This is a genomic window from Cohnella nanjingensis, assembly GCF_014212125.1.
Taxonomy (GTDB): Bacteria; Bacillota; Bacilli; order Paenibacillales; family Paenibacillaceae; genus Cohnella; species Cohnella nanjingensis.
The window spans coordinates 87,192-105,386 of record NZ_JACJVP010000040.1 but is presented as its reverse complement, the minus strand read 5'-3'; the positions used below and the strand labels follow the sequence as shown (position 1 = coordinate 105,386).

The 18,195-nt window shown below is 53.7% G+C and carries 20 protein-coding genes; 16 read left to right on the top strand and 4 right to left on the bottom strand.

Annotated elements, in window-relative coordinates:
- From H7C19_RS23285 to H7C19_RS23270, 4 genes are all read left to right on the top strand, one after another.
- Positions 1-354: IS3 family transposase (locus tag H7C19_RS23285; protein WP_185671469.1), on the top strand; the 354-nt coding region annotated here is incomplete at its 5' end.
- A 583-nt stretch (positions 355-937) separates the two neighbouring features.
- Positions 938-1,513 (top strand): TetR/AcrR family transcriptional regulator, encoded by a 576-nt coding sequence (locus tag H7C19_RS23280; RefSeq protein WP_185671468.1) that lies wholly within the window; start codon positions 938-940, stop codon positions 1,511-1,513.
- 114 nt (positions 1,514-1,627) lie between these two features.
- The gene (locus H7C19_RS23275) at positions 1,628-2,536 is read left to right on the top strand and encodes an ArsR/SmtB family transcription factor (protein ID WP_313731985.1); all 909 of its coding nucleotides are present in this window, start codon (positions 1,628-1,630) and stop codon (positions 2,534-2,536) included.
- A gap of 194 nt (positions 2,537-2,730) precedes the next feature.
- Entirely contained in the window at positions 2,731-3,378 is a 648-nt protein-coding gene (locus H7C19_RS23270) for a response regulator (RefSeq protein WP_185671467.1), read from the top strand.
- 223 nt (positions 3,379-3,601) lie between these two features.
- Here H7C19_RS23270 and H7C19_RS23265 read toward each other — a convergent pair whose 3' ends face one another.
- Positions 3,602-3,967: a c-type cytochrome gene (locus tag H7C19_RS23265; protein WP_185671466.1), complete on the bottom strand. Its 366-nt coding sequence runs from the start codon at positions 3,965-3,967 to the stop codon at positions 3,602-3,604.
- A gap of 219 nt (positions 3,968-4,186) precedes the next feature.
- Here H7C19_RS23265 and H7C19_RS23260 point away from each other — a divergent pair, with 219 nt between their 5' ends.
- Genes H7C19_RS23260 through H7C19_RS23235 form a run of 6 tightly spaced genes read left to right on the top strand, consistent with a single transcriptional unit; the run spans position 4,187 to position 8,761 of the window.
- A complete protein-coding gene (locus H7C19_RS23260) occupies positions 4,187-4,732 on the top strand; it encodes a response regulator (RefSeq protein ID WP_185671465.1) in 546 nt (181 codons plus the stop codon).
- A 1-nt stretch (position 4,733) separates the two neighbouring features.
- Positions 4,734-6,182 carry a right-handed parallel beta-helix repeat-containing protein gene (locus H7C19_RS23255; RefSeq protein WP_185671464.1) on the top strand — a complete coding sequence of 483 codons (1,449 nt, stop codon included), beginning with the start codon at positions 4,734-4,736 and terminating at the stop codon, positions 6,180-6,182.
- The gene (locus H7C19_RS23250; RefSeq protein ID WP_185671463.1) at positions 6,179-6,784 is read left to right on the top strand and encodes a nitrous oxide reductase accessory protein NosL; all 606 of its coding nucleotides are present in this window, start codon (positions 6,179-6,181) and stop codon (positions 6,782-6,784) included. Before H7C19_RS23255 ends, H7C19_RS23250 begins: the two co-directional genes overlap by 4 nt.
- A 13-nt stretch (positions 6,785-6,797) precedes the next feature.
- On the top strand, positions 6,798-7,619 hold the full coding sequence (locus H7C19_RS23245) for an ABC transporter permease (RefSeq protein ID WP_185671462.1): 822 nt from the start codon (positions 6,798-6,800) through the stop codon (positions 7,617-7,619).
- Positions 7,612-8,343: an ABC transporter ATP-binding protein gene (locus H7C19_RS23240; RefSeq protein ID WP_185671461.1), complete on the top strand. Its 732-nt coding sequence runs from the start codon at positions 7,612-7,614 to the stop codon at positions 8,341-8,343. The genes H7C19_RS23245 and H7C19_RS23240 overlap by 8 nt, the downstream gene beginning before the upstream one ends.
- A 16-nt stretch (positions 8,344-8,359) precedes the next feature.
- Positions 8,360-8,761 carry a hypothetical protein gene (locus H7C19_RS23235; RefSeq protein ID WP_185671460.1) on the top strand — a complete coding sequence of 134 codons (402 nt, stop codon included), beginning with the start codon at positions 8,360-8,362 and terminating at the stop codon, positions 8,759-8,761.
- 146 nt (positions 8,762-8,907) lie between these two features.
- On the opposite strand, the gene H7C19_RS23230 is transcribed toward H7C19_RS23235, so the two are convergent.
- On the bottom strand, positions 8,908-9,462 hold the full coding sequence (locus tag H7C19_RS23230; protein WP_185671459.1) for a hypothetical protein: 555 nt from the start codon (positions 9,460-9,462) through the stop codon (positions 8,908-8,910).
- Between the two features lie 228 nt (positions 9,463-9,690).
- On the opposite strand from H7C19_RS23230, the gene H7C19_RS23225 reads away from it, so the two are divergent.
- Genes H7C19_RS23225 through H7C19_RS23200 form a run of 6 tightly spaced genes read left to right on the top strand, consistent with a single transcriptional unit; the run spans position 9,691 to position 15,441 of the window.
- On the top strand, positions 9,691-11,877 hold the full coding sequence (locus H7C19_RS23225) for an MMPL family transporter (RefSeq protein ID WP_185671458.1): 2,187 nt from the start codon (positions 9,691-9,693) through the stop codon (positions 11,875-11,877).
- 55 nt (positions 11,878-11,932) lie between these two features.
- Positions 11,933-12,292, top strand: a complete 360-nt coding sequence (locus H7C19_RS23220; RefSeq protein ID WP_185671457.1) for a hypothetical protein — start codon at positions 11,933-11,935, stop codon at positions 12,290-12,292.
- 15 nt (positions 12,293-12,307) lie between these two features.
- The gene (locus tag H7C19_RS23215; protein WP_185671477.1) at positions 12,308-12,973 is read left to right on the top strand and encodes a response regulator transcription factor; all 666 of its coding nucleotides are present in this window, start codon (positions 12,308-12,310) and stop codon (positions 12,971-12,973) included.
- Between the two features lie 14 nt (positions 12,974-12,987).
- Entirely contained in the window at positions 12,988-14,340 is a 1,353-nt protein-coding gene (locus tag H7C19_RS23210; RefSeq protein ID WP_221469427.1) for a sensor histidine kinase, read from the top strand.
- A gap of 22 nt (positions 14,341-14,362) precedes the next feature.
- Complete coding sequence (locus tag H7C19_RS23205) at positions 14,363-14,851, top strand: hypothetical protein (RefSeq protein ID WP_185671455.1); 489 nt, start codon at positions 14,363-14,365, stop codon at positions 14,849-14,851.
- 2 nt (positions 14,852-14,853) lie between these two features.
- Positions 14,854-15,441 (top strand): hypothetical protein, encoded by a 588-nt coding sequence (locus tag H7C19_RS23200; protein ID WP_221469426.1) that lies wholly within the window; start codon positions 14,854-14,856, stop codon positions 15,439-15,441.
- A gap of 70 nt (positions 15,442-15,511) precedes the next feature.
- Here H7C19_RS23200 and H7C19_RS23195 read toward each other — a convergent pair whose 3' ends face one another.
- Positions 15,512-17,080 carry a diguanylate cyclase gene (locus H7C19_RS23195; RefSeq protein ID WP_185671453.1) on the bottom strand — a complete coding sequence of 523 codons (1,569 nt, stop codon included), beginning with the start codon at positions 17,078-17,080 and terminating at the stop codon, positions 15,512-15,514.
- A 151-nt stretch (positions 17,081-17,231) separates the two neighbouring features.
- Positions 17,232-17,564 carry a helix-turn-helix domain-containing protein gene (locus tag H7C19_RS23190; protein ID WP_221469425.1) on the bottom strand — a complete coding sequence of 111 codons (333 nt, stop codon included), beginning with the start codon at positions 17,562-17,564 and terminating at the stop codon, positions 17,232-17,234.
- Positions 17,565-18,195 lie beyond the last annotated feature (631 nt).

Here is an 18,195-nt window from a genome sequence, read left to right as displayed (position 1 = left end):
AACAACAAACTCTTATTTACTACACTGACCAAGGCACGCAGTGTTGAACCGGGCGCTGCCCCCCTGCTTCACAGCGACCGGGGATTTCAGTACACGTCGAAGAAATTCAAGCGGAAGCTGAAAAGAGCGAAAATGACCCAGAGTATGTCCCGCGTTGGCCGGTGCATTGACAATGGCCCCATGGAAGCCTTCTGGGGGACCCTGAAATGCGAACGGTACTACCTGAATACATACAGCACGTTTGAAGAACTAAAGAAAGACATTGAAGCCTACATCCACTTCTACAACAATGAGCGTTTGCAGGCGAAATTAAACGGCCTCAGTCCCATGGAATACAGGACGAAGGCCGCCTAATACTTTACTTATTTGTACTGTCTACTTGACGGGGTGCAGTTCAGAGTGCGGGGCAGCCTTTGTTGTGGATGTGCTTGCGTATCCAAACGCTGCCGCGCCGAGTCGACGAAAGAGGGTAGTTTAACTACCTACATCGGCGGCTGACTCGCAGAATCGACGAAAGAGGGTAGTTAAACTACCTACATCCGCGGTTGGTGCGCAGAATCGACGAAAGAGGGTAGTTAAACTACCTACATCGGCGGTTGGTGTGCAGAATCGACGAAAGAGGGTAGTTAAACTACCTACATCCGCGGTTGGTGCGCAGAATCGACGAAAGAGGGTAGTTAAACTACCTACATCCGCGGTTGGTGCGCAGAATCGACGAAAGAGGGTAGTTTAACTACCTACATCGGCGACTGCCGCGCAGAATCGGCGCCTGCCGCCCAGAAGCGCATCGAGGGTGGCCCGCAGGTCCCGCAGACCGGTCGGGCTCCCTTTTCTTTCTGCGCATCCACGCTCAAAAGCTTGCATCCCGCTGCGCCTCCTATTATTCTACTTGATAGACGATGGCGTATAGAAGAGAATCGCGCAAGGAGGAATCAGCATGCCGAAGATCGTCGCGACGAAGGAAGATTGGATACGGAAGGGCGTGGCTTACTTCGTCGAGGGCGGCGTCGAGGCGCTGTCGATCGAGCGGATGGCGAGGGAACTGGGCTGCAGCAAAAGCAGCTTCTACTGGTATTTCGGCAACCGGGACGAGTTCATCGAGAGCATCGTCTACGACTGGGCGGTCCGTACGACGGAGGACGTCATCTCCCAATCGCTCACGCGGGAACCGATCGACGATCAGATCAAGCAGGCGCTTCGCAGATTGTTCGCGGATGCCGGGGACGACGATTTTCGCCTTCATCTGCGGAAGCTGGGCCTGCAGGTACCGCCCTATGCGACCTTGCTGAGCGCCTTGGAGGCCAAGCAGATGGATTTTCTCCGATCGCTTCTGCAGGAGCGGGGGGAGTCGTCCGCGGCCGCGCGGCGCAAGTCCAGCATCATCTATCATTTCTACCTAGGCTGGCATGAACGCAACAAGTTCAACGCAGACGCGGGGCATGGCGCGGAGGACCCGGTCGAGACGATTCTGCTGACGGTCGTCGGGCTGCGCGAGCCGATTCACCGGGCGTGATCGGGCCGTTTCGGGGCAGGCTAAGCCCCATCTTCCCGCGCTTGGCCGCAGGACCCGTTGTTTTCGCCGCCGGGTTGACAAGTTATAATAAAGGGCAGAGAGGGGCGAAGGAACGTGGAACACCGCTTGGAGATGCAATTTAAGCCGCTGCACGAGTTAATCTGCAGCCTTCATACGTATATCTGCCGCAAATCCTACAAGAAGATCGACCTCGGCTTGGTCTGGGCCAAGGAGACGCAGCAGCGGCTGAAGCCCGAACTCGCCGACCTCCTGGACCATAGCGAGATCGACTATGCTTGGAAGCTGACTTACCTGCTCGTCCATCTCTGTCCCGAGGAAGACGGAGCGGGCTTCCTGGGCTGGCTGGAAGGCATGTCTGCCGGCGATCTGTACGAGCTGCTGGCTCCGTATACGCATCAGTTTCCGGAGAGCCTCGGCGCCTTCCGCTCCAGGACGCTTACGATATTCTCGCAGTGGCAGGAGCAGTACTTCAGGGACATGGACCCGGCCATCCTCGAAGCGCTGCGCGAGGAAGACCGCGATCGCCGAAGGGAGCAGCCGACGATGAAGCCGGAAGCGTTCGTCGACCGGACCACCAACGGACTCGTATTCGAGCCCGCACCGGGGATGGAACGGCTGGTATTGATCCCCCAGTACCACTTCCAGCCGGTGAACGTCATCTATTCGTTCGGGAACACGACGATCTGCCACTATGCGGCCCGAATCTATCTGGGCGAAGAAGACTTCCTGTCCACGCACGCTTACCGCATGATCCGCAGCCTCGCCGAGAAGAGCCGGCTGAAGATTCTGCGCTATCTCCATCAAGGCCCCCGAAGCTTTATCGAGATCTTCCGCCACCTGCAGCTGTCCAAAGGGATTACGCACGACCACATCACCAAGCTTCGCATGGCCGGCATGATCCGGGCGCATTTCGAAGGGGAGTCGCTAACGGTCTACAGTCTAAGGGAAGGCGCGCTCGAGCAGATGCAGCGGAGCCTGACGGCGTATATCCATCAAGGTTGACAGAAATATCGGGAAGCCAGCCTTATGCGGCTGGCTTTTTGGCGCGCGAAAGAACGTTTTTTCGCCGTGCAGGGTAGAACGGGCTTCAGCGTAGGAGGATCTGCTTGCTAGGATTAGCCCTTAAGAGTCATTTGCGCGCTTGCCAAATTCATTAAGATGGAGCTAGAGGGATTATCGAGCAGGGAGGGCAACGTATGGTCCAACCTTATCGCGTCATCATCATAGACGATCACCGGCATGCCCGCGAGGCGATGCGCTGCATCCTGGCGCAGGACCCGATCTTCGAGCTGGTCGGCGAGGGCGGCAGCGGGAGAGAAGCCGTCCGGCTGGCCGGACAGCAGATGCCGGACCTGATCCTCATGGACATCAACATGAAGGAGATGGACGGCCTGGAGGCCACCAGAGAGATCAAATCCCAATATCCGCGCATCAAGATCGTCATGGTCACCATATCGGACGATATCCTGCATTTATTCGAAGCGCTGAAGAAGGGCGCCTCCGGCTATCTGATGAAGAACCTGAACCCGTCGTCCTGGCTAGATTACTTGAGAGCCGTCGCGCTGGACGAGCTGCCGTTGTCCCGGGAGCTGGCGCAGCGCATGCTGCAAGAGTTCGCGGTCCCGCACCACCGCGGGGAAGCCGAATCGCTTGTCACGGTCAGGGAGAAAGAAATATTGGCATGGGTGGCGCAGGGTGCCTCCAACAAAGAGATCGCGGATCGGCTGTGCATCTCGGAGCATACCGTCAAAAATCACTTGAAGAACATTCTCCACAAGCTTCATCTGCAAAATCGCGTCCAGTTGGCGCGCTTTGCGATCGAGAACAGAATGACCCATCCCTGAATTTGGCTGCCGCCGGGCGGACGAGAGGTCCCGACCATGCGGCAGTTGCCGTGCGTGCGCGACGCTCTTGCCGCGTTGACGGCCTTGCCGCTCTGTCAATACATCGCGTATTCCGACCTCTCGAACAGCCCGGCCTGCCTCGCTACCGCCCTACCGCATCATCTCCGCCTCGCCGCCCATCTTTCCGTATTTGTCTCTGCCTCCCCACAGCCTGCCGCCGCGCTTATCCCTTCATGTCCGCCAGCCAGTTCGTCAAGTTGGTCAACTGTTCCTCCGTCAGCCTTTTGCCGAACCCCGGCATCCCGCCTCCGCCGTTCTTGATCTGCTTGTAGATCTGTTCCGGGGTCATGCTCGTACCTACCTCCGCGAGGCTCGGTCCCAGTCCGCCCTGCCGCTGATCGCCGTGGCAGGACAAGCAGTTGCTCTTGTACACCTGCGCGGCGCCGGCGGCATCGGCCGGTTGGGCCGGAACGGCGATAGACGCCGAAGGCTCCGCCGCTTCCTGCCGCGGCGGCAGCTGGCTGACCAGCAAGTACAAGCCAAACACGCAGGCGATCGTCACGATGCCTGCCAGTATCCATTTCCCCATCTCGCACCACTCCTTGTGTTGGACTTCTGCGCAGGATCGTCCACGCCTCTTCATTGTAGAAGGAGAGGAGAGGCTCTCGCTATGACCCGGTGGAGCTATGCCGGCCTGCATATGGCGCTACTCCTTCACCGAATTGTCATGAGTTCCCCCGCGATATAGCTAGGTTGAGGCATCCTGAAGCAATCGTTCCTCGGGGTAAGATGAGGAGGGCTGCAGGAGATGAGCCTGGATGGGAGTGGAGGAATATTGAGACGGCCGGCATGCACGGCGCTCTTAGTCGATCGCGACGAAGAGGCGAGAGGACGATGGCGGTCGCTGCTGGAGCTGGAGGACGACATTCGGATCGTCGGGGAAACCGACAACGGCGCCGCGGCGATCCGCTTGGTTCAAGCGCACGCGCCGCAGCTCGCCTTGATTCACCTGACGCTGCCGGACATGAGCGGCCTTGCGGTGCTCCGGCAGATGAAGGAGAGGCATCCCGCTCTGAAGGCCATTGTCCTATCCGAGACGGCAGACCTGGGGCGGCTGTTCGAAGCGATGAAGACGGGGGCGCACGGCTTTATGCTGAGCGACATGCATCCGGCGTGGGGACACGAGTATCTGCGCTCGATCGTCTGGGAGGACGCCTCCATGTCCAAAGCGCTCGTCGATCACTTCCTGAATGCCTTCATGGGCGCGTATATCCGGGAGCTTGCCGCCCAGCGGCCTCCGCTGCATGAGGAGTGCTTCATGCGCGAGAGTCCCGCCGGGCGGAAGGGGGAATAAGATGGAACCTGCCGATCGAGGCGTCCATTGCCGACGGTCTGCCGTTCAGAGGCATGCGGACCGTGCGCGCGAGGAAAAAAGAAAGGCGAAGTTCAAGCGAAGACCCGGCGGATGGGGATGGGCGGGCGCGTTCCGCAGCATGCTTTTCACGGGCCTTCTGTTGGGCGCATGCGCATCGGCCGCGTGGGGGAGCGGGGCCGAAGAGGCTGCCCCGCTCCAGCCGCTTATCGACGATACGCCGGCAGGAGGGACGCTCGTGCTGGTAAGCGATCGGGCGTATGCGGGGCCCGCTGTCATCGACAAGACGCTTGCGATCCGATCGGACGGCGAGGCGCTGGTCATCAACCATAGCGATAAGCCCGCGCTGTCGCTGCAAGCCGATGGCATCCGCCTCCAGGATCTCTTCGTGAAGGACGGCCAGATCGACCCGAAGAAGCCGGCCATTCTCGTCCAATCCGATCATAACCGCCTGGAGCGGCTGCGGATCGAGACCCAAGCCGGCGGCATCTACCTGCGCGAGGCCCACGACAACGCGATCTTGAACAGCCGTATCGAAGGGGCGCGCGGGGGTGCGAGCGAGGCTTATTCCAGGCGCGGCAACGGCATCGACCTGATGAATGCGAACCGCAATCGCATCGAGGGCAATACGCTCGTGCACGTTCACGACGGCGTGTATGTCGAGAGCAGCAACGAGACGCGCGTACAAGGCAACCACGCCGTCGATTCCCGGTACGGCTATCACTTCATGTTCTCGGGCAAGCCGGAGCTGCGGAACAACACGGGCTCGGGGAACGTGACCGGCGGCATGATCATGGGGGTCGAAGGCGCGGTTGTCGAAGGCAACCGCTTCGACAAGCAGAACGAGAACGTCAACTCGCAGGGCATCCTGCTTTTCGACGTGCGCCGCTCGATGATCGGCCATAACCGCGTCGAAGGCAATCGCGTCGGGATCTACATGGAGAACGCGACGGAGAACGCGTTGACGGATAACGAGATCGTACGCAACTTTATCGGGATGCAGATGATTCGTTCCCATGCGAATACGCTCCGAAACAGCGCATTTGTCGCGAACGTCAATCAAGCGCAATCCGTCGATAGCCAGGACAATGTGCTGGAGGGGAATTATTGGGACGATTTTCAGGGCTTGGACACGGACGGAGACGGCTTCAGCGAGATGACGTATGAGATCGATCCGTTTTTCCTCCAGTTGACGAAGGATACCGACGCCTATCAGGTTTTCTTCCAAGCGCCGGGCCTACCTTTCCTCGCCCAGATGTTCCGAGCCGATACGACGAATTGGCTGAAGGACAGGCGGCCTCTGCTCGCCTCTTCCTTCGTTCCGGACGGGCATGTAGACGAGGACGGCCGCATACTTATGCTTTTTGCCGGAGCGGCGCTGCTCCTCTCCACGCTATTTATCATTTATCGCTGGGGGTATAGAAGATCATGAAAAAAGCATTTGCCTGGATCAGCCTGATGATGGCAGCGATCCTGCTCATGGCCGGATGCGGCCAAACGAAATACGAGCCCGTCGCGATCGACGAGGCGGTGGACAAGTGCCCGGTGTGCAACATGGCGGTCGCGGACGATCAATACGCGGTGGAGATCATCCTTAAGAGCAAAAAGGCGCTCAAGTTCGACGATCTGGGAGATCTGTTCGTCTGGAGGAGGGACAATGGCACCCAAGATATCGGAGAACAGTTCGTCCGTGACTACCATACCAAGGAATGGGTCAAGCTGAGCGAAGCGGCGTATGTATATGACAAGACGATCCGGACGCCGATGGCGTTCAACATCATCTCGTTCAAAGAGAAGAAGGATGCGGAGAACTTCATCGCGACGGAAGGCAAAGGCCAGCTCCTGACCGCCAAGGACCTCGACAGCCGCAAGTGGGAACCGAACGAGGACATGATGAAGTCGATGATGGCGGAGCATGCGAACGAGATGAAGGACATGAACGGTATGGACGGCAAGGATATGAACGGTATGGACGCGGACGGCACGGGCGCAAAGGACGACGGCGGCAAGAAGACGGGCGCCGATTCGAAATAAGGAGTTGAATGCGGTGCGTCATACGCGTACGATCGCGCTTCGGGAGCTCAAGCTGGGCTTCCGCAATCCTTGGGCTTACTCGTTTATGGCTTTGTTCGCCGTATTCAGTCTGGCCCTGGTCCTGATCCAATCGAAGGCGGGCCTATCCGGGTATACGAGTACGACGGGGACGATGATCAACCTGATCCTCTATCTGCTGCCGCTCATGACGCTGCTGCTGGGCGCGTTCTCGTTGACCGCGGAGAAGGAGGAAGGGGGATGGCGGCTGCTGTCTTCCTTCGCCCTGAGCACCCGCGCCTTCATCTGCGGCAAATATATCGGCTTGGCCGGCGTTCTGATCTTGATCGTCTCGTTCGGCTTCGGCCTCTCGGGCATGATCGGCGCCATCTTCGGCCATGCGTTCCCGCCGTCGTCGTTCGGCCGCTTCCTCGTCTTCTCCGTGCTGCTAATCCTGCTGTTCCTGGGCATCTCCGCCATCCTAGGCGCGATCTGCCGCAACCGTTGGCAGGCGTTGACTTACGGGGTCGCAATCTGGTTCTTCCTCGTATTGGGCTGGCCGACGCTGCTGATCGCCGTGCTCGGCTTCTTGCCCTATCTGTGGATCAAGCCGGCGCTCATCGCGCTGATCTTCGCGAATCCGGCGGAGCTGAATCGGCTCTTCCTCATCGTGAAGATGGGGGGAGGCTCCATTCTCGGGCCGGAGTATTACCGCTGGGTGGCTTGGATTGAACGGCCGACAGGCAGTCTCGTATTCGCGGCTGTATGCGTCCTATGGATCCTCGCGTCCGTAGGCATCTCGATCATTCTCTGGGAGAGGGGGCGAAGAAGTGAGTGAACCATTGCTCTGCGTCAGCCAATTGTCCAAGTCGATCGGCCGAAGCACGCTGCTGCACCCTTGCTCGCTGGAGGCGGCTAGAGGCGAGATCGTGGCGCTCTGCGGCGGCAACGGCGCGGGCAAAAGCACGCTCATCCGGATGATCGCCGGCATCTCTCAGCCCACCCAAGGCCGCGTGCAGATCGGCGGGCTGAGCTGGGCGCAGCATCGGGCCGCCTATGCCGACAGCATCGGCTACATGCCGGACGAGTTCCAGTTCGGCTCGGCGCTGACCGCGCTGGAGACGCTGCGATTCTACGCGGCGCTGCGCCGCGTGCCGGACGATCGCGTCTTGGAGCTCCTGGACACGGTCGGCCTGAGCGAAGTCCGCGGCCGCCGAGTATCCACGTACTCCAAGGGGATGCGCCAGCGGCTGCTGTTCGCGCAAGCCATGCTGGCCCGCCCGCCGCTGCTGCTGCTCGACGAGCCGACCAACGGGCTCGATCCCTATTGGATGGAGGCATTCGGGCGGCTCATCCGCCAGGCGGCAGGGGAGGGGCAGACGGTCGTCTTCTCCACGCATCAGCTCAATATCGCGGAATCGTACGCCGATCGGGCACTGTTCATGGCGTCCGGGCATGTCCGATATGCGGGAGACGTCGGCGCGTTGAAGGCGCAATACCGGCACGACGGGGGATTGTACGGCGCGTTCCATGCGCTGGTCGCCGCCCAAGCCGAAGCATAAGGAGGAAGAGGAAGCTATGCGCAATCGGATACGACTACGAATGGGGTTCGGGGTGCGGATCGCTCTGTTCCTGGGGATCGTCTGCCTGCTCGCGGGATGTACGGAGTCGGGCAAACGCGACAAGCTGGCGTTCGGCGAGGTCGTGCTGTCCAGCGAGCCCGCGGCGCCTCATGCCAAGCAGGATACGAAGCTGACCGTGACCGTCAACAACGCGGACTATGCGGCGCGGGATGCGGAGGTTCAGTTGCAGATCAACGCGAAGAGCGCGCTCCCGAAGCTGATCGATACGGTGAAGGAAGGAGACGCATATACCGCGTCGTATTCGTTTCCCTCGGCGGACGACTATACGATTACGGTGCATATGAGCTATGAGGACGAGCACTTTTCCTTCGCCAAGCCGCTGAAGGTCGAGGAATAGCGTCTGCGAATGCATGAGTTGCTGAGAAAAACTGCTTAAGTCGCTTGCGGAAACACTTTGGCGGAGTCATAGGCTTCGCTGCTTTCGGCCAGACCGAACATGCGGGCGACTTTGCCGCACAATTTCATAAGCCGTTTACGTTTAACTTAAAAATAGCGGACATCGGGATCGGCAGTATGACTTTGTTTTGGGAATAGGAATCTTTCGAAGTAAGGCGACGATTGACCTTTTAATCGAAGTCCTTTTTCGATTTCAGTTGCAAAACGACGTGCATCTGCTACGTTTCGCTTGCCAGTAACGATGTCGTTCATCAAGTTTAAAGCCATAAAATTAGCCGCTTCTTGATCGCATTTAGCCGTAGCTTCGCCAGCAGTTCGGTCTGGATATAAGCTGCCATCGAACTGTGCCAATTCATCAAAAAATGGAACAGGCACTTTATAATCGATGGTTTGTTCCAAATAATCAAGATGGGGAGTCGGAAAGTTATGAAGTACTGTATCAAGATGAACAATCGTACGCTTCCAAGGACTATTGTTATACCAGATGATTTTTGTCCAGCTCGCATCGTTGGGTAAACCATATTTATTGATTAACAAATGAACAGTCTCTTTTTGTTCCCCGGTCCACCTCTCCAAAATTTGATCTATAATCGGATGAATACGGAGATGTTGATGATGATATCCGGTTAATCCGGTATCCATTTCAAATTCCTCCTGCCACATATCGTTTTATCATAATATATACAGATACAGGGCATCTGTGCATTTTAGGTGAACACCTGATACGTTTCACCTTAAAAAGGCTAAGCGAAACAATCGCTTAGCCTTTTAAGCATAGGCGGGTACGATTTTACGTTTTTTGTTCACATTCGGTTCATAAATGGGGGCCAAAATCGAGAAATAAAGACCAAGTAGAGGGGTATGACGCATATGAACAGAGATCACGAAAAGCAAGCAACGGGTGATGAGCGTTTCGTAAATAGCTTTTTCTATCGAATGGGAAAGTGGAGCGCACATCGAAAATGGCTCGTTATTTTGGCATGGCTCGTTATCCTGGCGGGTGTAAATATGGGCAGTAGCGCATTAAACGGTACGTTTAATGCACATTTGTCGCTTCCGAATTCTCCGACTCAAATAGGCGCAAACCTTATAAACAGCCATACGAATCAACCTATATCAAATTCGAATATCCAAACAGGATCGGTCGTCTTTCATGTATCTGACTCGACGCTCATGAATCAGAGAAGCGTAATAGAAAAGGCTGTTCAGTCGATCTCTTCTATAAAAAACGTTAAAACGGCAAGCGATCCTTTCAAAACGATTTCGCCCAATAATCAAGTGGCAATTTCTTCTATAGAATACGCATCAAACGTCACCACGTTGACGCGAAGCGATGCCGCAGCAGTCGATAGCGCAGTGAGCGAGGCCCGAGAGAAGGGAGTCTCGGTCGATTATGGCGGGGATTTAGGATCGGCTGCATCTCCATCTGCAAAGAACGCTAATTCCGAGATTATCGGCATTGGAATTGCGATCCTGGTTCTCCTGTTCACATTCGGCAGCGTTTTAGCGACAGTCGTACCCATTCTCAGCGCGGTGATCGGTGTCTTTGCCGGACTCGGTACGCTAGGAATTTTAAGTGCTTGGTTTCAATTTCCTAGCGAGTCTCCGACCATTGCCGTAATGATGGGCCTTGGTGTAGGCATTGACTATGCGCTCTTTCTCGGAACGAGGTTCCGGCAGCTCGTAAAAAATGGAGTCGAACCCAAAGAAGCGGTCGGTCAAACGGTAGCGACAAGCGGCCGCGCGGTCGTCATTGCTGCAATCACTGTTATCATCTCGCTCCTTGGGCTTTACGCGTCAGGCATCGTTTTCATCGGTCAACTCGGTTTGTCTGCATGCATTACTGTTTTCGTTGCCGCATTGTCGTCAATTACGCTTGTCCCTGCACTATTAGGCGTAGCAGGGAGGCATATCGATAAACTAAAAGTTCGTAAATACCCCGTTGCTGAGGCGAGTAGGGAGTCGACTGCATGGCAACGTTATGGAGAGAAGCTTAGCCGACATCCCGCTGTCTATCTCGCCGTTGCTGTCGTTTTTCTCATTATTCTCGCACTCCCGGTTATAACAATACAAATTGGTAATCCCGGCGTTCATGCAACTTCAAGTCAATACACGCAAAGAAGAGCGTCAGATGCGATTGACGCTGGCTTTGGCATTGGGTACCAAGCGCAACTGGCCATAGCCTTAAAAGTACCAAATGGTCAGACCGATTCACAAATCCAATCGACTGCTTTATCTTTAAGACAATCTCTTCTTTCTACGCAAGGTATTCAGTCTGTAACACCCTTGCAGCTCACCTCAGATCGCGCACTCTTATTGAGTAAGGCGATACCGACGACAAGCTCGACTGATCCCGCAACCGCAACGCTTGTTCATACCCTGCAAAATAAAATACTTCCAGATCAGCTCTCTGCCAAAGGCTATGCGGGATATGTAACAGGAGGGGTTGCATCGTCGTTTGCGCTCCAAGAATCCGTTGCGTCTTCTTTGCCGATTATTATCCTGGTTGTTGTTGCAACTGCAGTGTTATTTATGCTCCTTACGTTTAGATCGCCGCTTCTTGCCATAAAAGCAGGAGTCATTAATCTGCTTTCTATTGGTGCATCGTATGGCGTACTTGTCGCAGTATTTCAATGGGGCTGGGGATCAAGCTTCATTGGCATGCCGGAGGCCGTAACGATCGTGCCATACGTCCCTATGTTGATGTTTGCGATCATCTTCGGTCTCTCGATGGACTATGAAGTCTTCTTGCTCTCGCGCGTCCGAGAATCATGGATGGAAGGGAAGTCTAATAGCCAGAGTGTGATTAACGGCCTTTCGATAACTGGTCGCATCATTAACTGCGCTGCAGTCATTATGGCTTGCGTCTTTCTTTCATTCCTGCTTCTGCCCAGTGCAACCATTAAGATGCTGTCTCTTGGACTAGGCGTCAGCGTGATCATAGATGCCACTATCGTTCGATTAGTTATCGTGCCGTGTGCCATGTTTCTTTTCAGTCGCGCAAACTGGTGGACGCCTCGCTGGCTCGACCGTATTCTCCCGCACCTCGAACCGTAAGGAAAACGCAACATGAAATACAACAGGTACAGAAACCCTGAAGGAGATCTGCAAGGTGCTGAAAAAGAAGACGTTGAAAAAACTAGTAATCGCAGTTATGGCGATCCTGGTGTTGGCCGTCGTAATGTCCGTAACCAAGCCTTCAGTAGAAAGGTATAACCGTTGGGCTCTGGACCTGGTATCCAAAAGATCGGACCCCAAAAATCCTCTCATGGGTTTGGGCTTATCGATATTTGGAGAAGGCATGATCGACAAAGGGACTACGGTGTCCGATTACGGAGTCGTCAGGGTATTTCATACGGAGATCCTGGGCAAAAGAATAAAGGTAGTGGGAATTCTGGGCACCTTTATACCGATGGGGAAGCCGGAAACTTCGCCATCGGCGCATGAGGACTTCACCGGGGAGATGGAGTAAGTGGCAGCCAAAATAATGATTGTGGACGATGACCCCGATATTCGGGAGTTGATCCGATTTTATTTAGCCATGGAAGGCATAGACGTATTGGAAGCAAGCAACGGCGAAGAGGCGTTGGCGGAATTGGAGTCGTGGCAAGCGGACCTTGTCATCCTGGACATCATGATGCCACTCATGGATGGCTGGGAGCTGAGCCGCGAGTTAAGAAGGCGATATAAAGATATTCCGTTGCTCATGGTGACCGCGAAAGGGGAATCCGTCCACAAAGTGAGAGGCTTTCATCTGGGGACGGACGACTACGTGGTCAAACCATTTGATCCGATTGAGCTTGTCATGCGCGTGAAAGCGTTGCTCAAGCGTTACCGAATCGCATCCTCGCAAATCGTAAAATTCCATAATATCTTGATCGATCAAGCCACCTATGAAGTTACTGTGCAGAATCGGCGTATTGCGCTGCCGCCTAGAGAATTCGAACTGTTGTACAAGCTGGCTAGCCATCCCTCGCAAATATTCACCAGAGCTCAGCTTATCGAGCAGCTATGGGGAATGGACTTTGAAGGGGATGACCGTACAGTAGATGTACATGTTAAACGGCTGCGCGAGCGATTTGAGTCTATTACCGACGAATTCCGAATTTCTACCATAAGGGGGCTTGGTTATCGCCTTGAGGTGAAGCCGTGATTAGGTCGTTATATTTGAGAGTGGTGTTGACCTTCTCTATCGTGGTTGTCGTCAGCGTATTATTGGCTTATCCGATCGCGACCTATTTAAATATGGATCATATGAGAGCCGAAAAAGAGGGAAGACTGCTTAGAGCCGGAGAGAGGCTGGCTACGATGAGCAGGGAAGTGAAGACCGGCAATCTCGAACGATTCCTCGAAAACAGTACTGGACTCAGCGACGATTTCGCTCTGACCTTGTTTGACGACAGCGGCAAGTCCGTATCAATCGGATTGCTTGATGGCGGAGAGAACGTGCCTATTCTACGAGCGGCAGCGGAAAAAGTTCTTCAAGGCGAAATTTACAAGAGCTATCAAGCAAGCGACTGGTTCGTTTTTAGTCCGGTACGTATAGTTGTTGGAGTGCCTCTTGCCGTGGAAGGCAAGTCGTATGCGTTGTTTCTAAAGCCGAAACCCGTTGATGATGATAGGCGGATCGTCATCTTGGTGTTGTCCGTCGTGTTATTGATCGGCAGCGCTCTCATATTGATCGCATCGCGGTATATTGTGGGTCCGATCAAACAATTGACCAGGGCCACGCACCTTGTAGCCAGAGGCAATTTCAACATCAATATGAGGGTCAAACGTAAGGATGAACTTGGCTTGTTGACTGAAAGCTTTAATCATATGGCCGGCGAGCTCAAGCAGTTGGAGCAGATGAGGCAGGATTTTGTTTCGAATGTCTCCCATGAGATTCAGTCGCCGCTGACATCCATACGCGGATTTTCCAAGGCATTGAAGCAGCAACCTGATTTGAAGGAGGAGGTGCGCGATCGATACTTGGGGACCATTGAGCGGGAAAGCGAGAGATTGTCGAGGCTGGTCGATAATTTGCTGCAACTTGCGTCGCTCGAATCGGATCATCATCCGTTTCATTTCACCACCTTCGAGCTGGATGAGCAGCTGCGAAGAGCCGTCTTGGCATGCGAGCCGCAATGGGCGAATAAGCGATTGGAGATCAGACTGGATCTACCCAAGGTTAAATTGACGGCCGATGCCGATCAAATGAATCAAGTGTGGATCAATTTGCTCAGCAATGCGATCAAATTTACTCCACCGCAAGGCGTTATCCACGTAAGCTTGACCGTGTACACGGATAAAGTGACCGTCACCATCCTCGACAGCGGAATCGGCATTGCGGCAGAAAACAAGGAACGGATATTCGAACGCTTTTATAAAGCGGATGCATCCAGGCAACGTAAGATCGAAGGCAGCGGCCTGGGACTTGCGATCGTTCGCAAAATCATCCATTTGCATAACGGTTCGATCACGGTGAAGAGCGATGTCGGCAAAGGGACGGAATTCACAATCATCCTGCCAAATCATTGAGGAATTTAAGGAGGAGTATACGTTGATCCGTGGAGAGAAGCTAAAGTTAAGTACGGGAAGTCATCTGGTCACCATTTTATTGGGATTATGGCTAATCATCGGGGTTTTTATTGATGGTTTCGCGCATGGTCATTTGGACTCGACGTTGGAAACCTTCTTCACGCCTTGGCACGCCATTCTATATTCGGGATACATTGCCTCAGCATCCTGGCTCGTTTGGTTGATTTACCGTAATCATAAAAACGGCGTCACCGGATTGAAGAATATGCTGCCTAACGGATATGGACTTGGTTTTATTGGTGTCATCATATTCGCAATCGGCGGAGTTCTGGATGCCTGCTGGCATATTCTACTAGGCATTGAGAGAGGAATCGAGGCCCTCTACAGTCCAACGCACCTATTATTATTTCTAGGAGGCACTTTAATCGTTACTTCTCCTTTCCGAACGGTTTGGAGAGAGCTAGGCGATTCCCCTCGGCTGAAGGAGCTGTTCATTGGCTTGCTTCCCTAGCGATGGGGACTAGCTTCACCGGTTTTTTTGCGATGAACTTTTGGGCGTTTAATTCATCTAATCCAACATTGAAGTTTGGAGAAATATCAAATTCAAGTTTGCAAAGCATCTCGGATCCGGATTTGCAGCATTTCCTGGCTCAACAATCGCAAATTAGCGGAATCTCGGGAATATTGATTACGAATACGATTCTGCTTCTCCCCTTAATATGGATAGCGAGAAGGTGGAGGCTGCCTTTCGGAAGCTTTACGATTTTATTGAGCTTGCCTATCATCTTGATGGGCGTCTTGGATGTGGATTTCAAAATGTCGATAATCGGAATTGTCAGCGGATTAGCCGCCGATTTTATTTATAAAATATGGCGTGTCACGCCTGCTATTCGATATAAAAATCATGCCGTTTTTACAATGGTGCCTTTCTGTTTATTCAGTTTATACTTTCTCGACCTGCAAATCGCAACAAGCGGCATTGTATGGATTCCCGTTTTCTGGGGCGGATCAATCGTGTTATCCATGCTAAGCGGTTTAGTTCTTAGCGCATTTGCTTACAGTAAACCGCCTAAGCATGTGAATATGTCTATTTTGAATTAGCCTAATTCATATCGTTCTGTTGAATAGGATCAAGGAATTAAAAAAGCTTCCCTGCACAGGAAGCTTTGGTTTAACTCGACTGGTATTCGTCGGCATGGTTCTTCGCCACCGTCCGGTATTCCGTCACCCTGTTGCGGCCATTCGCTTTGGAAGCGTAGAGCGCCTGATCCGCTTCCTCGATCAGGCGTTCCGGCAGACCGCTTTCCTTCGGCTGGAGCGTAGCGACCCCGACGCTGATCGTGACAACAGCGCCAACCGTCGATCCTGCATGGGGAATGCTTTCGCTTTCAACGGCGGCCCGCAATTTTTGGGCAATCCTCAACGCTCCTTCGACATTCGTCTCCGGCAGGATAACGGCGAACTCCTCGCCTCCGTAACGGGCGACCGTATCCGATGGACGACCGACAATGCCTTTTGCAAGCGCCGCGACCTTCCGCAAGCAAACGTCTCCGGCCAGGTGTCCGTATACATCGTTGTAAGCTTTGAAACTATCGATATCGAACAAGATGAGCGACAATTCGCACGGCTTGTCGCTCCGTTCCGCCCTTCTCCATTCCTCATGAAGCGATTCATCGAAGTAGCGGCGGTTGGCGATCTCCGTAAGCCCGTCTAGTAGTGACAACTGATGGAGCGTCTCCTCCAACTTTTTCCGCTCCGTAATGTCTGTTGCCGTGCCGATAAAACCGATGGCCTCCCCGTCCAATAGAAGAGGCGACACGGTAAGCAATACCGTCAAGCGGGAGCCATCCTTCCGAATATAGGACCATTCCCGCCCCTCCGAGGGTTCTTCCATCGCGTAGTAAATGAACACATCCGCTTGGCTGAACGGTTTACCCTTCATTCTGGACAATTGTTCGGCACAGGCGGTTACTTCCTTGGGGTCGGTGAAGATCAGCGGCGTTTCCCGGCCGATCAACTCGTCGGCCTGGTATCCGAGCATTTTTTCCGCTGCCTTATTGAAATGCGTGATCCGTCCTTCAGAATCGCAGACGGTAACCGCCGTGCCTACCGCCGATTGAAAAATCGCCTCCTGAAGCGTAAGCAGAGTGCGATACCTGTTCTCGCTGTTTTCCAGTTCTTGCGCCAGCCGGTTGGAAGTGGAGAAAAACGCGATGAGCGCTGCCGAGAACAGTCCCCCCGAACCGATGAGCGTCAAATAGAGAGACGTGTCCGCCGAGATTCCCCACTCGAGGAATGACCTTAGCGTGATGAGACTCAAGCTCAGAAGCAAGGAGAGAAGCCAGCGCCGCCAATAGAGGCCGACATATTGCATAATCAATCCGCTCCCGATGCCTACCAATGCAATCGTGATGATCGCTGTTGTAGCCGAAGGGGTAAATCCGCCGAAGAAAGCTACCCGGCCGATCGCGACAAAGAGAGCTGTCACCAAAGAGGCAGGCAAACCTCCGAAGTAAGCGGAGCAGATCACGATAATATGCCGAAAGTCGATAACGGTATTCTCGTTAACCCTGAAACTGAACAACAGGAGCAGGAGGGCGCAGCCCCCATGCAGGGCTCCAATCAGCAGCCTCAACCGAAGGGAACGAGGGCCGTCATTCAAATAACGACGAAATAACTGATTGAAGAGAAAGAGGAACGCTGTTAATAGCGCGAAATTGGCAATCATATAGCGTAACAAGGGGCAACACTCCCAAAAATGGATAAATATTATGTCCAGTTTACTATGTTTGTAGGTCTAAAGAAATATATTTTCAAGTAGACAAAAACCCCGACATAGACATTCGCCATGATGGGAAGGGAAAACCCTGAAAAGAGAGAGAGGAGAGGTTTTAGGGGCGGGGTTTGAAAATTTCGCGTAGGACTTGGAGCGATTTTTTGCGGTCAAAGTCGTCGCATTGAACCAAGAGGGCCATTATTTCATTGAGGGTTTCATCTTCCGATTCGAGTTTAAACATAGTGAAAACGTCCATATTGCAAGCCGCGCCAATACGTTCCAGCGTTTTGATCGTCACATTTCGTTCGCCGCGTTCCAATGAGCCGATATAGGTATAGCTGGTACCGACCAATTCCGCTAATTGTTCTTGCGTCAGATTTTGGCTTCGCCGGCAATCTCGGATCACGTTGCCGACCCGTTGAAGTATTGCATTTCCCAAACGGATCACACCCTTTCCCTAATTGAGTGTAGTCAACTTGGGGAGAACTATGCAGATGAATGAAAGGTGCAATTTTGATTATTTATGAATCGTAAAGTATATTATTATCAGAAAAAAACACCTTTTATGATACTTTTGGGTAAAAATTGGATCTTAAAAGATTTACCGGCAAGCGCGTGAGAGGAAGAGGCGTGATGGTGGAGCGGGCCCTTGTCGAAGTTGGGGTGTAAGATGTCGCACGGACCGTCTTCGGGATATTTTATTGCGCGTTTGCATTCGCTCGCTTTGTATGGCATCAGGGAGGAGAATGCTGATGATGCTTAATTTTATTCTGAACATGTCCATGGAAGTTCGATTGACTTTTTTTCTCCTAGGCGCGGTCTGTTTTGTGATCTTGGGACTCTTGGATCGCCAAGAGCGGAGGCGGCAGAAACGCGCTCTGAAAGATCGCTCGATGCCCCAAAATAAAGGTGATATGGACAACGGCTGATCGGACAGATCATGGATGCGCAATGCGGCAGAACGGCGTTACCCGGTTCGCCTCGCAGCGCGAAGACGACCTCTGGCTATCGGCATTCCCTCCGATCGATTGCAGCGAACCGCATGCGGTTCGCTGTTTGCCGTTTCGTGGGTTTTTAGC

Bases quoted from the DNA above. Each gene is read 5' to 3' on its own strand.
- H7C19_RS23280 (WP_185671468.1), top strand. From the start codon at position 938: ATGCCGAAGATCGTCGCGACGAAGGAAGATTGGATACGGAAGGGCGTG.
- H7C19_RS23270 (WP_185671467.1), top strand. From the start codon at position 2,731: ATGGTCCAACCTTATCGCGTCATCATCATAGACGATCACCGGCATGCC.
- H7C19_RS23265 (WP_185671466.1), bottom strand. From the start codon at position 3,967: ATGGGGAAATGGATACTGGCAGGCATCGTGACGATCGCCTGCGTGTTT.
- H7C19_RS23260 (WP_185671465.1), top strand. From the start codon at position 4,187: ATGAGCCTGGATGGGAGTGGAGGAATATTGAGACGGCCGGCATGCACG.
- H7C19_RS23255 (WP_185671464.1), top strand. From the start codon at position 4,734: ATGGAACCTGCCGATCGAGGCGTCCATTGCCGACGGTCTGCCGTTCAG.
- H7C19_RS23250 (WP_185671463.1), top strand. From the start codon at position 6,179: ATGAAAAAAGCATTTGCCTGGATCAGCCTGATGATGGCAGCGATCCTG.
- H7C19_RS23235 (WP_185671460.1), top strand. From the start codon at position 8,360: ATGCGCAATCGGATACGACTACGAATGGGGTTCGGGGTGCGGATCGCT.
- H7C19_RS23230 (WP_185671459.1), bottom strand. From the start codon at position 9,462: ATGGATACCGGATTAACCGGATATCATCATCAACATCTCCGTATTCAT.
- H7C19_RS23225 (WP_185671458.1), top strand. From the start codon at position 9,691: ATGAACAGAGATCACGAAAAGCAAGCAACGGGTGATGAGCGTTTCGTA.
- H7C19_RS23215 (WP_185671477.1), top strand. From the start codon at position 12,308: ATGATTGTGGACGATGACCCCGATATTCGGGAGTTGATCCGATTTTAT.
- H7C19_RS23200 (WP_221469426.1), top strand. From the start codon at position 14,854: ATGGGGACTAGCTTCACCGGTTTTTTTGCGATGAACTTTTGGGCGTTT.